The 12,700-nt window shown below is 70.4% G+C and carries 9 protein-coding genes and 3 pseudogenes; 7 read left to right on the top strand and 5 right to left on the bottom strand.

Features of this window, described 5'->3' with window-relative positions; all coding sequences use genetic code 11:
- Positions 1-791 precede the first annotated feature (791 nt).
- A complete protein-coding gene (locus AB0I51_RS12325; protein ID WP_362974205.1) occupies positions 792-2,129 on the top strand; it encodes a hypothetical protein in 1,338 nt (445 codons plus the stop codon).
- A 205-nt stretch (positions 2,130-2,334) separates the two neighbouring features.
- Here AB0I51_RS12325 and AB0I51_RS12320 read toward each other — a convergent pair.
- A pseudogene (locus AB0I51_RS12320) lies at positions 2,335-2,757 on the bottom strand (GtrA family protein); the annotation flags it as partial.
- A gap of 379 nt (positions 2,758-3,136) precedes the next feature.
- Between AB0I51_RS12320 and AB0I51_RS12315 the strand changes: the two are divergent.
- The 3 genes and pseudogenes from AB0I51_RS12315 (at position 3,137) to AB0I51_RS12305 (ending at position 5,171) form a co-directional block, all read left to right on the top strand.
- Positions 3,137-3,292: a hypothetical protein gene (locus AB0I51_RS12315; RefSeq protein ID WP_362974049.1), complete on the top strand. Its 156-nt coding sequence runs from the start codon at positions 3,137-3,139 to the stop codon at positions 3,290-3,292.
- A 56-nt stretch (positions 3,293-3,348) separates the two neighbouring features.
- Complete coding sequence (locus tag AB0I51_RS12310; RefSeq protein WP_362974047.1) at positions 3,349-3,624, top strand: hypothetical protein; 276 nt, start codon at positions 3,349-3,351, stop codon at positions 3,622-3,624.
- A 302-nt stretch (positions 3,625-3,926) separates the two neighbouring features.
- Positions 3,927-5,171 (top strand): annotated as a pseudogene (locus AB0I51_RS12305) (HAMP domain-containing sensor histidine kinase).
- A 246-nt stretch (positions 5,172-5,417) separates the two neighbouring features.
- Here AB0I51_RS12305 and AB0I51_RS12300 read toward each other — a convergent pair.
- Together AB0I51_RS12300 and AB0I51_RS12295 are read right to left on the bottom strand one after the other, a co-directional pair.
- Complete coding sequence (locus AB0I51_RS12300) at positions 5,418-7,013, bottom strand: phospholipase D family protein (RefSeq protein ID WP_362974045.1); 1,596 nt, start codon at positions 7,011-7,013, stop codon at positions 5,418-5,420.
- Positions 7,014-7,247: 234 nt separating this feature from the next.
- Positions 7,248-7,364, bottom strand: a pseudogene (locus AB0I51_RS12295) (DUF1206 domain-containing protein); the annotation flags it as partial.
- Between the two features lie 124 nt (positions 7,365-7,488).
- Between AB0I51_RS12295 and AB0I51_RS12290 the strand changes: the two are divergent.
- Complete coding sequence (locus tag AB0I51_RS12290; RefSeq protein WP_362974043.1) at positions 7,489-7,731, top strand: hypothetical protein; 243 nt, start codon at positions 7,489-7,491, stop codon at positions 7,729-7,731.
- A gap of 628 nt (positions 7,732-8,359) precedes the next feature.
- Here AB0I51_RS12290 and AB0I51_RS12285 read toward each other — a convergent pair.
- Together AB0I51_RS12285 and AB0I51_RS12280 are read right to left on the bottom strand one after the other, a co-directional pair.
- Positions 8,360-9,049 (bottom strand): response regulator, encoded by a 690-nt coding sequence (locus AB0I51_RS12285; protein ID WP_362974041.1) that lies wholly within the window; start codon positions 9,047-9,049, stop codon positions 8,360-8,362.
- Positions 9,046-10,710 (bottom strand): sensor histidine kinase, encoded by a 1,665-nt coding sequence (locus AB0I51_RS12280; RefSeq protein ID WP_362974039.1) that lies wholly within the window; start codon positions 10,708-10,710, stop codon positions 9,046-9,048. The genes AB0I51_RS12285 and AB0I51_RS12280 overlap by 4 nt, the downstream gene beginning before the upstream one ends.
- A 244-nt stretch (positions 10,711-10,954) precedes the next feature.
- On the opposite strand from AB0I51_RS12280, the gene AB0I51_RS12275 reads away from it, so the two are divergent.
- Positions 10,955-11,815 carry an ABC transporter ATP-binding protein gene (locus tag AB0I51_RS12275; protein ID WP_362974037.1) on the top strand — a complete coding sequence of 287 codons (861 nt, stop codon included), beginning with the start codon at positions 10,955-10,957 and terminating at the stop codon, positions 11,813-11,815.
- Complete coding sequence (locus AB0I51_RS12270; RefSeq protein ID WP_362974035.1) at positions 11,812-12,690, top strand: ABC transporter permease; 879 nt, start codon at positions 11,812-11,814, stop codon at positions 12,688-12,690. The genes AB0I51_RS12275 and AB0I51_RS12270 overlap by 4 nt, the downstream gene beginning before the upstream one ends.
- Positions 12,691-12,700 lie beyond the last annotated feature (10 nt).

Below are 12,700 nucleotides of genomic sequence, written 5' to 3'. Positions count from 1 at the left end.
ACCGGGTCCGTGGGCGTGTGCTGTCGGAGGTTGGAGGGCGAGAGGTGTGCGGGCACCGTGGGGTTCACCTCGAAGGGAGGCCGGGGACACCGGCGTGGGCGGGGACGGATGAGGAGCCGGGTCGGCGGATTCGCGTACGAGGCTCTGACGCCTGACCTGGGCTGTTCGTTCGGCGGCGCACTGTACGCGTTTCCAGGCGCCGAGGTCGTCGCCGGCGGGCCGGACCGGGCCCGCTCGCGAAGTCGTCCGAGGACGGCCTGCACCAGGTCGGCCGGGAGACCGTCGCCGACGTCCTCCTGGATTTCGACCGGCGCCGGAGTCTTGCCGGTGGCCCACAGCATGGTGAGGAACTCGCTCTCCGGAACCGGCCGCCGTGACTGTCGACGGGCGGCCGCATCTCGGCCTGGCCTCCGTCGCGGGCGTGAAGTACGAAAGTGGCCTTGCCGGTGACGATGCCGACCGGGGACAGCCGCAGCACGATCCGTCCCCGGCGCGGCCGGACCCCGTCGACCGCTGCGGTGCGCTCCAGGGGAGTGCGCGCTAGTTTGACCATGTTTGACACGGCTCCTGCAAGTGACCCTACAACCTGTAGGGTAATGACCACTCTACCGGCTGTCAGGGGCGAGGGACGGACGATGACGAGAGCCGTGCAGACCGTGATATTCCACCGCATAAACGGGCAGGAGCCGCCACTCGGCCCGGCCACGGGACGGGGCCGCAAGGGCCAGTGGTGGCTGGCGGCGGTGGCGGGCGCCTTCGTCCTGGCCCAGTTGGCGGTCGTACGGCCGGGGATGGGGCTGGGCTGGGACGAGTCGGTGTACGTCAGCCAGGTCAGCTCCCACGCCCCGGCGTCGTTCTTCAGCGCCCCGCGCGCCCGCGGCATCTCGCTGCTGGTGGCACCGGTCGCCGGATGGTCGTCGTCCACCCCGCTCCTGCGGGTCTACCTGGCGCTGCTGGCGGGTCTCGGGCTGTTCCTGGCGCTGCGCGCCTGGCGCGGCCTGTTCCCGGTCCGGGTGCTCGCGCTGGGCGGCGCCCTGTTCGCGAGCCTGTGGGTGACCGTCTTCTACGGCCCGCAGGCCATGCCCAACTACTGGGTGGCGGTCGGCGCCCTGGCAGGCGTCGGCTGCTTCCTTCAGTCCCAGACCGACCGCACCCGGCGTGGTCCGGTGTGGGGGCTGGCGGCAAGTGCCCTGCTGATGGCCTGGATGCGGCCCACGGACGCGGTATGGGTGAGCCTGCCGCCGCTCTTCGCCCTGGTAGTTCTTCGCCAGTGGCGGCACGGGCGGCTGCTCCTCGCTCTGGCGGGCGGGCTGGCGGCCGGGACGGCCCAATGGGTGATAGAGGCTTACGTCCGCTTCGGGGGCCTTGGCCGGCGGCTGTCCGAGGGATCCGACATCCAGGGCGGTCTCGGCTGGCACGTCGCCATCGGTGACCAACTGCGCAGTCTGGGCGGGCGTTCGCTGTGCCGCCCGTGCACCGGCGCGATGCCGAACCCGGCAGTGACGGCCTGGTGGTTCGCTCTGCCGGTGCTGGCGGCCATCGGGCTGGCCGTGGCCGCGCGGGGCCGGCGCACCGCGCCCACCGCACTGCCGTTGGCCTGCGCGGTGACGGCGGCCATCCCGTATCTGTTCCTCATCGGATACGCCGCGCCCCGCTTCCTGCTGCCCACCTACGCCCTGTTGGCCATCCCGGTCGCCGACGCGCTCGCATGGCTCGTCACCGCGCCGGGCAGGGCCTGGCGCCCGGTCACCGTGACGCTGGTGGCTATGGGGCTGGCCGGGCATCTGGCGGTGCAGTACGCGGTGCTGGCACACACCGTCCAGCGCACCACGGCCGCCCACAAGGGCTGGGAGCGCACCGCCGACGCACTGCGCCGGGAGGGCGTACGCCCGCCGTGTCTGCTCACCGGGTCGTCGGCCCTCCCGATCGCCTTCTACGCGGGGTGCGGCTCCGCCAGTACCGAAGGGCCCAACGCCAACATCAACGCCCCGACCATCGCCCAGACGGCCCAGCGGATGCCGGTAGCCGTCCTCACCACCGGCACGGACCGGCCGCCTTCCTACGCCCGCGGATGGAGGCTCGTACGGCTGGACGGTGCCGTGTACGCCTACATCGCCCCCACCTCATGACCGCTCCCCCACACCCCGCGCCTCACGGGGCGACGCGCCCACCCGGCACTCCACTGCGCTTCTCTCGCCGTCCGCCGCGGCCGTGCCCGCGGCCCTGCACCGGGCTGTCGTCGACGCCGGCATCGAGTAACCCGCACGGCCGACTCACGGTGGCGGCGGGGCGGTGGCCCGCTCCTTCGCCTTGCCGCGGTCCTCAGCGCCGTACCCGGAACACCCAGGTGCGGTAGGACCAGAAGCGGAAGAGGGTCCCGCACACGATCCCCATGACCTTGAAGAAGTTGCTCTGAAGGGCCGAATCCCAGCCGAAGTCGTACGTCGCGACGTACAGCACCCCGTTCTCGATGATCAGGCCGACGACGCTGAAAAAACAGAAGAGCGCGAACTCCGCGGCACGCCCTTGCGGGTCGCGGTGCCGATAGGCGAAGTACCGGAAACCCAGGTAGTTGAAGACTATTGCCACGCTGCTCGCAATGACGCTGCACCGCACCACGGGCAACGATGTCACCGCCCGGCTGAGATTGAACACGGCGAGATTCACCCCGACGCCCAGCCCACCGACGGCACCGAACCTGGCGACCTCCCGAGGCAGCGCGGAAGGATCCGTGCGCTTCGTGTCTCGTTCATCCACGGATTTCACCGGACGCGCAGACCTCCAGACGTTCGGGATTCGCCCTGTCGCGCCCCGAGGCAGTCGGCCGGACCGCAGGTGCGTACGCAGGTCACCGGCCGTCGGATCGTTGTCCAGCCGCGACCGGGCCGCCCGGCCCGTTGAGCATCAGAACCCATTCCGACGTGTCACGGTGCGATCTTTCAGAGCACCGTAACCCGGCCGCCCTCGCGAGGCGGTGATGTCGCGCCCGGGTGCCTGACCGATACGGTCGGAGTGGCATCACCTTCTCCGAAAGCAAGGGCGACATTAACTACAAATGTGACCGATTCTCGTGAAGTAAGAGATTTCACGAAATTGGAACCCGGCCTCCCATTCTCTCCCGTCCTACAGGACGGAGATGGGGGTCGAAATCGGTGACAGTCCAGTGAATACGATCGACGCGTTCACGCGGCGGTTCGCGCCGATTCTCGATCCACGGTCTCAGCAGCGAGGGTGGCGTTTCGAGCTGGGGAAAGCCCTGCCGACGCTGATGTCGTTCGCCGCCGTGCGCTGACCGGTGCGGTCATGGCGACCTTGTGGTCGCTGCACCTGGGCAGGCACCCTCGCACCGTGTTCGGCCCGGAATGGGACGGCCGCTGGTACTGGCACATCTCCCAGTACGGCTACGGCCTGGTCGTCCACGGCAAGGGGGGCCACAGCGTCTTCAACGACCTCGAGTTCTTCCCCCTCTTCCCTGGTCCGATTCGCGCCGTGAGCACGGTGGCACCGATCGGCCCGGTCAATGCCGCGCTGCTCATCGCATGGAGTGCCGCCCTGGTCGCGGCCTGGGGCGTGTACGCGATCGGCGAGCTGCCGTCGTCTGACCGTCGGCGTGCCGGGCGTTAACCGGCCGCTTCCCAGCGCCGGTGCCATGACCGATCTCCGGTCGCAGACTTCCGGGAGGGCAGTGACGATGGCGCCTGTACGCACAGCCGCCTCCGTAGGACTGGCGCTGGCCGCGGCGGTGATCACCGGCTGTTCGGGATCCGGCTCGCACGCGGGGCCCGCTACGTCCGCCGCCCCGGCCGGCGTCGGCAACGCCCGGGCGACCCCCCGCGCCCACCGGTCGCATCCGCCCGGCGACATCCCCGACAACCAGGTGTACGTGGCCTACCGGCCCACCGGCGGTTTCACCGGATTCACGGTGAATGGTGGCCCTCACCACGGCCACGCTGCTGATGCTGGTCCTCACCCTCGCCTTCAACACCGTGACCCAACGCCGCCTCCAGCACCAGGCCGACGACGAGTTGCGCGCCCGCGCCGTCGCCGTCGCAACGACGGCCGACACCAGCGGCACGACGGTACGCGTCCTGGAGACCTCTCACGACGATCTCCTCGACGCCAACGTGTGGATCTACGCCGGCCGACACCTGCTCGAACAGCCGCCCGCCGCCGGCCCCTTGCCCCCCGTCGCCGACGCGCTCGCCGCGCGGGGCGGACAGCGGTGCCTCACCACCACGATCCACCGCCCCCTGCCCCTGTGTTCCCATCAGGTACCCGGAGCGGCCGGCCGGGCCACGGTGGTCACCGCACTGGACCTCTCTCCCTACGGGAGTTCGGCCGACACCCTGCTCGTCAGGTCCCTCTCTGGACACCGTCATGCTCGCGTGCACCTACGCCCTGACCCGGCTGGCGGTCGACCGCGCGCTACGCCCCGTCCGCACGATGACCGACCAGGCCCGCCAGCGGAGCGCCGTGGCATCCGAAGAACGCTTCGGCAGCAAGCGGCATCCCGCCGGACTCGCCCGCCTCGGCACATCCTTGGACGCCATCCTTGACCGCATCCGCACCCCGCTGAGCCGGATCATCGCCGAGCTCGCCTGGTGGCAGGCCCACCAACGCACCACCGACCGGACCCGCACCACCCACCGGGTCATCGCGGACGCCGCCGAGTCCATGCGCACCATCTGCGACACCCTCCTGGACGACGCCCGCGACGGCACCCTCACCGCACCGGGCACCGCCGAGGCCATGCCCACGCTCCATCACGTCGCCGAAACCCTCGACGCGCCAAGCCACCTGAAGCTGACCATCGACGGACCACACCTGACCGCCGGAGTCCCACCCGCCGCCCTCCTCGAACGCATCATCAGCCCACTCCTCACCAACGCCTGCCGCTACGCCCACTCCCGCGTCACCGTCCAGGCGTACCACGCGCCCGACGGCGTTCGGGTCGACGTCATCGACGACGGACCCGGCGTTCCGCCCCCGTTCGCCGGACAGCTCTTCGAGCCCGGCCGTCGCGCGGATCCCGGCGACGGCGACGGCGGCGCGGGCCTCGGACTGCCGCTGGCACGACGCCTCGCCCGCTCCACAGGCGGCGACGTGGCCTACGCCCCCCGGACACAGGGCCAGCAGGGGCGCGGTTCGTGATCAGTCTGCCTGCCGGTTGAGAGCGACCACGCTCGGCGAACATCGGTGCATCCCGGCGTGATGTCGTACAGGTTGTGCGTACGAGAAATGACCAGATGCCCACGGAAGCCGAGAACGGCCCCCCGCCAGGACAGCCTGAGTGGCCCCAGGCCGCCCCCTGCCACCTTTGTGGCCGACGGCCATCCGGTCGGCGACGGAGGCACCGAGCAGGCGAGCCTGTGATCATGGTCGGCGGTTGAGGCGTTCGTCCCAGGACCAGGGGCCGTTCAGTACGAGTGGGTGCGGCGCAGGGCCAGGGGGCGGCCGTCGGGGTCCGCGAGCAGTCGGTAGAGCGGGGTGACCAGGGCCGTCGTGGTGGGCGACAGACGCGGGGTGCGGTAGGTGCGCAGGCGGCCGGGAGGCCGGGGTCCCTGGCGTCCGCCGTCGTACCACGCGTCCAGCGCTGCGGCCGACTCCGCGAAGGCGCGGAAGGCCTCCACCGGGTCGCACAGTCCCCGCGGGTCGGTGCGGTCCAGATGCTCGCAGGCCAGTTCGAGTCGCAGGTCGCGGGCGTAGGTGCGGGCGCCGTCGCCTAGGCCTCCGGGGTCGCGTGGCTCACGGGGGTCGATCGCCTCGTCCACAACGGCGCAGCTCAACTCGGAATCGTGCGTCCAGGAGCGGCGGTTGACGTTGTCCGATCCGACCGAGGACCACACGTCGTCGATGACGCAGACCTTCGCGTGGACGTACACGGGAGTCCCGGCGTGGTTCTCCACCGAGTAGACGGCGACACGGTCGCCGCCCGCGCGGCGCAGCAACTTCAGGGCGCTGATCCGCCCGACGAGGTTCATCGCGTGCGCCACCCGCCCGTCCTCGTCGGGCTGGGCGGGAATGACGGCGACGAGCCGCAGCCCGGGGTGGGCGGCCAGTGCCTCGGCGAAGCACCGGACGACCCGGGCGGACCACAGGTACTGGTCCTCCAGGTAGACCAGCGAGCGGGCCCGGCGCATGACCTTCTGGTAGCCGCGGGCGATGCTGCGCTCGCCGTGCGGGGCGAAGCCGTAGCCGTGGATGCGGGCCGGGTAGGTGCGCAGTACTTGCACGGTGTGCGTTCCGCAGGGCTCCGGGTCCTCCAGTTGCGGAGGCAGCGTGTCCGCTGTGGTGTCCTCATGGTGCAGGAGTTCTCGCAGCCGCCCCAGCGGGCTGCGGCTGAGCGGGGCCGGGTCCTCCCAGCGTTCGCGGAAGTTGGCTTCGACATCGCCGACGGCGGGGCCGTGGATCGCGAGCTGGACGTCGTACCAGGGCGGACGCGAGCCGTAGACGGCGGCGAACGGCTGGCTGAGCGGGTCGCCCTGGTGTGCGGTGTCGTCGCGGCGGCTGTGGCACAGGTCGATGCCGCCGGCGAAGGCGACGTCCCGCTCGGGCCGTCCCGGGTGACGCAGTACGACGGACTTCTGGTGGTGCGAGCCGCCGGGGCGCACCCTCATGTCGAGCAGGCACTCGCCGCCCGCCGCTCTGATCTCCTCACCGAGGTGCCGGTTCTCGCGTTCGCTGAACTGGAAGCGGTCCAGATGAGAACGCCAGATCAGCCCCTTGACGATGACACCGCGCTCGGCCGCCGCACACAGGACCTGTCCGATCTCGCTGCCGGGGCCTGCGAGCCGTTCGTCGGGGTCGCCGCGCCAGTCCGTGAACATCAGCAAGTCGCCCGGTTGTTGGGCGCGGACCGCCTTGAACAGTTCACCGAAGTACACCGCGCCGTGGACGAGGGGACGTACCTGGTTACCCGTCGACCACGCCGCTCCTCCGGGCCGGCGGCTCTCCAAACGGGTCGCGGAGTTACCTCGCTCACCGGGTGCGAGCAGCCAGTCGGCCAGTTCCATGGCTCCTCCTCCCGGGGACAGGGCCCGGCAAGCAGGCATGTCCATCGGTCATCTGTACGCCCAGGCCGCTGTCAGAAGCCCTGGGGCAGGCCTCGGCAGCGTGGTTCCGTGATGTCCGCGATGAGGAGGACGCCGTCCCCGCGGGGTTACCGCCGTAGCGTCTGGACTCTGTCCGACGAGTAGCCCTGGCAGCGGAGCTGAAACCTCGCCGCCCCGGCCTGGGTCACCGCTTCTCAGACGTCGCCGGCGCGCCGAGGCGAAGGCACCGAAGAGAACGAGCCCGATCGCGACGCCGATCAGGAGCCACGGTCCCATCGGTGTCCGTGCGAAGCTGCGGAGGGTCACGTCCACGCTCCCTGCCTCGCGGGGTCCACCGGGGCCCAGGTCCTGGGCCGGCTCCGCAGCGACCAGCGCACGCCGGTCCCCATCCGCCTCGACATCCGGCTACTACACCGGCGCCACCCAGCACGTCACCATGGCAACCACCCCCGTCATCGCCGACATGGTCACCGTTACCGGCCCTACAGCCGACGGTGACGCCACGATCGACCCCACCAGCACCAGCAATCCCGCCACCAACAACCTCAGCCCGGGCACCGGCGACACCCTCGCCAACCTCACCCTCACGCCCACCGACACCAGCGGATCCATCACCCTCAGCAACGACAGCAGCGGCACCACCGACCTCGTCATCGGCTCCAGCGGCTACTGCACCTGACAGCACCAGCCCCTTGAATCCGCGGGGCCGGGCACGCAGCAAGTGCCCGGCCCCGCCCAACTCCCCGCACAGGGCCGACATGCAGCGCGGGCGCCGATCCACGCTCGGTCAGGTTGGCCACCACTGCAGACACCGCCCCGCCTGGACGCGGCCTCGCCGCCTCGGCCCCTGTGGGCCCCTGGACCTTCCCATCGCCCCTCGGGGCAGTCGGACTCGAACCCACGGCCGACGGATCATGAGTCCTTTGAGGATCTCGGCGGGCCTTGTCGATCAGCGCCGATCCACGCCGTTCCTGCAGATCGGACACGTCGACCAGCGTCAGCCCCATGGAATGCTTGTCGGTCTGCTCCTGTCCTTGTGGCCTCTCAATGCCCCCTGGAGGACGATGAGTTGGACACTTTCTACAGCAACGGCCGCGTTCGCCCAGTTCCGCCATGGGAACAGAACCCTCGCGCAACGGATTTCCCTTCCAACGCGCAGGGACTCCCCCCGAAGGTCCACAATCCGCCGGACACGGACAGGGCCCGAATGGACCTTCTGGCGTGTTGCGGACGCCTGCCGGTGAACTGCACTCTGCGGGTTGGCGGCACAGCTGCCGAACCGCTGCCAGGTGGACTCGGCGCCCGGCTCATCGGGCGATCCGGTAGCGGTGTTCGGGACGGCCGGTGACCCCGTAGCGGAGTTCGAGCCGCACCATGCCCTCCCGTACGAGGTAGGAGAGATACCGCTGGGCCGTGGCGCGGGAGACGCCGGTGAGTTCGGCGGCCTGGGCCGCGGACAGGGGGTCGTGGGCGGTGCGCAGGACCTGGTGCAGGAGGGCGAGAGTGGGTGCGGAGTGCCCCTTGGCCGGAACGCGGGGCACGGCCGGTGGCCGAGCGGCGCTGAAGAGGGCGTCCACGTCGGCCTGGTCGGTGCGGGGGGCGAGGCCCAACGCGGCCACCCGGTGCTGGAGTTCGCGGTAGGCGGTGAGCCGTTCGGCCAGGTCGGCGGAGCCGAACGGCTTGACCAGGTAGCCCACGGCGCCGAGCTTCATGGCCGTCCGTACCGAGGTGATGTCCCGGTCGGCGGTGATCATGATGACGTCGGGGCGGGCGCCGCCCTCGTCCGAGCTGAGTCGCCGCAGCACGTCGAGCCCGCTGCCGTCGGGCAGGAAGACGTCGAGCAGCAGCAGGTCGGGGTGGAGGGTGCGCACCGCGTCCAGCGTCTCGGCCACGGTCGCCGCCCGGCCGACCACCTCGAAGTCCTCGATACGGGACGCGTAGTCGCAGTGGATGTGACCGACCCGAAAGTCGTCGTCCACCACCAGGGTCCGGATCATCCGCGGTCACCTCCGGTCGTCGAGGCCGTCGTGAGCTGTGCGTCGCGTGGCACGGGAGTGGCGTCCGGCAGGGGCAGTACGACGGTGAAGACCGCGCCCGGCCCCTCGCTGACCGTGATCGTCCCGCCGTGCCGCTGGGTGAGCCGGTGGACGAGGGCCAGGCCCAGCCCGCGCCGGGCGGTACCCCGGTCGGGCCGGGTCGACCAGCCGTCCTCGAAGATCGACTCGAGGGCGCCCGGCGGAATCCCCGGACCGCTGTCGGCGACCCGCACCATCACCAGGTCGACGGCCTCGACCAGCGAGAGCAGCACCTCCCGGCCACCCGCCGGGGGCGGTCCGCCGGAGGCCGCGTCGATCGCGTTGTCCAGCAGGTTGCCGACGATGGTCAGCAGCCGACGCAGATGCGGAGGGTCCTCGCCGAGCGCGGAGTCCTCACTGAGCACCATCCGTACCCCGCGTTCCGCTGCCACCGTGGTCTTGGCGACGATCAGCCCCACGAGCAGCGCGTTGCCGATCCGTTCGCGCACGGACTCGGTCAGCGCCTGGTCGGCACCGGCCGACTCCACGGCGTACTCGAAGGCGGCGTCGTGGTCGCCGATGTCCAGCAGCCCGGCCACGGTGTGCATACGGTTGGTGAACTCGTGCTGCTGGGCGCGCAGGGCGTCGGTCAGCCCGCGCACCGAGTCCAGTTCGCGCAGCAGTCCGATCAGCTCGGTACGGTCGCGTACGGTGACCACCGCGCCCAGTTCGCGGCCGTGCAGCGTCACCGGCATCCGGTTGACGACCAGGCAGTGGTCGTCGGTCAGCACGTTGAGGTCGGCGCCGCCAAGGGTGCCGTCCAGGGCGCGGCGCAGCCGCCCGTCGGGCAGCACCTCGTCGAGCCGGCTGCCGAGCGCCGTGCCGAGGCCGAGCAGATTGCGGGCCTCGTCGTTGACCACGCTGATCCGGCCGTCGGGAGCGAAGGCGATCACGCCCTCCCGGATGCCGTGGAGCATGGCCTCGCGATCCTGGAACAGTCCGGCGATCTCCTCAAGCTCCAGCCCGAAGGTCGACCGCTTCAGCCGCCTGGCCAGCAGGAACGCGGCAGCCGAGCCGAGGGCGACGGCGATCGCGCTGTACAGGCCGAAGGTGGGCAGCTCCCGCCACAGTTCGCCGAGCACATTGCGTTCCAGAATGCCGGCGGAGACCTCGCCGACCAGCCTGCCCGAGGGCCCGTACAGCGGAGCCTTGCCGTTGGCGGAGCGTCCGAGCCCGCCCGGGTCGGTGCCGACGTGCGACTTGCCGTCGAGGACCACGATCGGATCGCCCGTCGGTTCGCCGATCAGCGCCGGGTCGGGATGCGAGTGGCGTACGCCGTGCAGGTCGATCACGACCACGTACGACGCTCCCGACGCCTTCCGTATCCGTTCGGCGACGGTCTGTACGACGCCGTCGCCGCCTCCGTGCGCCATGGCCTGCCTGATCTGCGGATCGGCGGCCGTGGTCTGCGCGATGTCCAGCGCCCGCTGCTCGTAGGCGCGGTCGATCTCAGCCCGCTGGGCGAACGCGAACAGCACGAAGCCGATGGCTCCGGTGAGGGCCAGGATGGCGAGCTGGTTGGCCAGGATCCGCGCGGAGAGCCTCCCCTTCCCGCCGCGACCGATCCGGATTCGCATGGGCATCACAGGTGCTTTCGCCCTTGTCGTACGGCCGGGCCCGGCCCCTTTGCCGTACCCGTGGTGGCGTGATTGTGTCCCACCGCGGACATTCTGCCCACCCCCGAACCACTGAGCAGAATGCGCAGAACCCCTGTTAACACGACTAACGCGGGATACGTCTGAAACAGCGACGTAACACCGCACGGCCTCTAGCGTCTGCCTTCCTCGACCTCCGAGGACCTCCGAGAGGGGAAGGAGACAGCCTCAAATGGCTTCGCGAAACGACGTCGCGACGGGCCCCGTCGCCGAGACGACCGGCCAGGACAGCGCCCGAGTCGAGATCTCAGGGCTCACCAAACGCTTTCTGACTCCCGCGGGTGAGGTGTTCACGGCACTCCAGGACGTCTCCTTCACCGTGGAGCCGGGCCAGTTCTGTGCGGTGGTCGGCCCGACCGGCTGCGGCAAGTCGACGACACTCAGCATGGTGTCCGGGCTCGACCGGCCAAGCGAGGGCTCGGTCACTGTGGGCGGCCGTGAGGTGGACGGCGTCACCGACGGCGTCAGCTTCATGTTCCAGACCGACGCCCTGCTGCCCTGGAAAACGGTCCTCGGCAACGTCCTGATGGGACCCGTCTTCCGCAGGGTGCCCAAGCAGCAGGCCCACGCCTCGGCACGCGACTGGCTGCGCCGGGTGGGCCTGACGGGGTTCGAGGACCGCTACCCGCACCAGCTCTCCGGCGGCATGCGCAAGCGCGTGGCGATGGCCGCGGCACTGATCAACGAACCCAAGATCCTGATCATGGACGAGCCGTTCGGTGCCCTGGACGTGCAGACCAAGGCGATCATGTCGACCGAACTCCTCGGCCTGTGGGAGCAGATCCGTCCGTCGGTCATCTTCATCACCCACGACCTGGATGAGGCCGTGGCACTCGCCGACCGGGTCGTCGTCATGACGTCCAGCCCCGGCTCGGTCAAGGCGGTCTTCGACATCGACCTGCCGCGCCCGCGCGGCGCGGTGCAGGAGATCCGCTTCCAGCCCCGCTTCATCGAACTTCAGCACCAGATCTGGGACTGCCTGCGTGAAGAGGTGGAGCGCGCCTACGCACGCACCGCAGGAGGTACGGCATGAGTACGACGTCCGCTGTTCCCACCGCCCCGGCCGCGAACGGCGCCCAGGTCTCGGCCGCGGCCGCCGCCCGGAGCGCCGTCCGGCGACGCACCGCGCTGGTGTGGGCGGGACGCATCGGGCTCGCGGTCTTCGTCCTCGGCGGCTGGCAGGCTTTCACAGCCTGGGGGATCGTCGACCCGTTCTTCTTCGGGCAGCCTTCCGGCATCGCCAAGCGGCTGGTCGACCTCTTCCGGCACGGCACCGAGTTCGGGTCCTTCTACTCGAACATCTGGACAACGATCCAGGAGGCGCTCGTCGGCTTCGCCCTCGGGGCCGTCACCGGCGTGGTCTTCGGCGTCGCGCTCGGCCAGAGCCGCTTCCTCGCCGACGTGCTCGGCCCCTACATCAAGATGGTCAACGCGATCCCGCGGATCGTCCTCGGCTCGATCTTCATCGTCGCGTTCGGCATCGGCGTGCTGCCGAAGATCCTGCTCGCCGCGGTACTGGTGTTCTTCATCGTCTTCTTCAACGCCTTCCAGGGCGTCCGCGAGGTCGACCGCAACATCCTCGCCAACACCAGGGTCCTCGGCGCCTCGCAGCTGCAGATCATCCGACACGTCACCGTGCCCTCCGCACTCACCTGGATCATCGCCAGCCTGCACAGCGCCTTCGGCTTCGCCATCGTCGGCGCGCTGGTCGGCGAGGTGCTCGGCGCGCAGAGCGGCCTCGGCCTGGTCATCAAGACCGCGCAGAACAACTTCGACCCCAACGGCGTGTTCGCCACGATGCTCGTCATCTCGGTCATCGTGCTCGGCGCCGAGTGGCTGATCGGCAAGCTCGAACACCGGCTGCTGTCCTGGCGCCCGCCGGCCCCGACCGAGGCGAACTCCCTCTAACGCCGCCGCA

Source organism: Streptomyces sp. NPDC050549, assembly GCF_040655035.1.
Lineage (GTDB): Bacteria > Actinomycetota > Actinomycetes > Streptomycetales > Streptomycetaceae > Streptomyces.
The sequence above is the reverse complement of the archived record's forward strand: the minus strand, read 5'-3'. Positions and strand labels throughout refer to the sequence as shown.

What these genes read in the sequence shown, in the direction of transcription:
- AB0I51_RS12270 (WP_362974035.1), top strand. Translation starts at nt 11,812, where the DNA reads ATGAGTACGACGTCCGCTGTTCCCACCGCCCCGGCCGCGAACGGCGCC.
- AB0I51_RS12325 (WP_362974205.1), top strand. Translation starts at nt 792, where the DNA reads ATGGGGCTGGGCTGGGACGAGTCGGTGTACGTCAGCCAGGTCAGCTCC.
- AB0I51_RS12285 (WP_362974041.1), bottom strand. Translation starts at nt 9,049, where the DNA reads ATGATCCGGACCCTGGTGGTGGACGACGACTTTCGGGTCGGTCACATC.
- AB0I51_RS12315 (WP_362974049.1), top strand. Translation starts at nt 3,137, where the DNA reads ATGGGGGTCGAAATCGGTGACAGTCCAGTGAATACGATCGACGCGTTC.
- AB0I51_RS12300 (WP_362974045.1), bottom strand. Translation starts at nt 7,013, where the DNA reads ATGGAACTGGCCGACTGGCTGCTCGCACCCGGTGAGCGAGGTAACTCC.
- AB0I51_RS12290 (WP_362974043.1), top strand. Translation starts at nt 7,489, where the DNA reads ATGGCAACCACCCCCGTCATCGCCGACATGGTCACCGTTACCGGCCCT.
- AB0I51_RS12280 (WP_362974039.1), bottom strand. Translation starts at nt 10,710, where the DNA reads ATGCCCATGCGAATCCGGATCGGTCGCGGCGGGAAGGGGAGGCTCTCC.
- AB0I51_RS12275 (WP_362974037.1), top strand. Translation starts at nt 10,955, where the DNA reads ATGGCTTCGCGAAACGACGTCGCGACGGGCCCCGTCGCCGAGACGACC.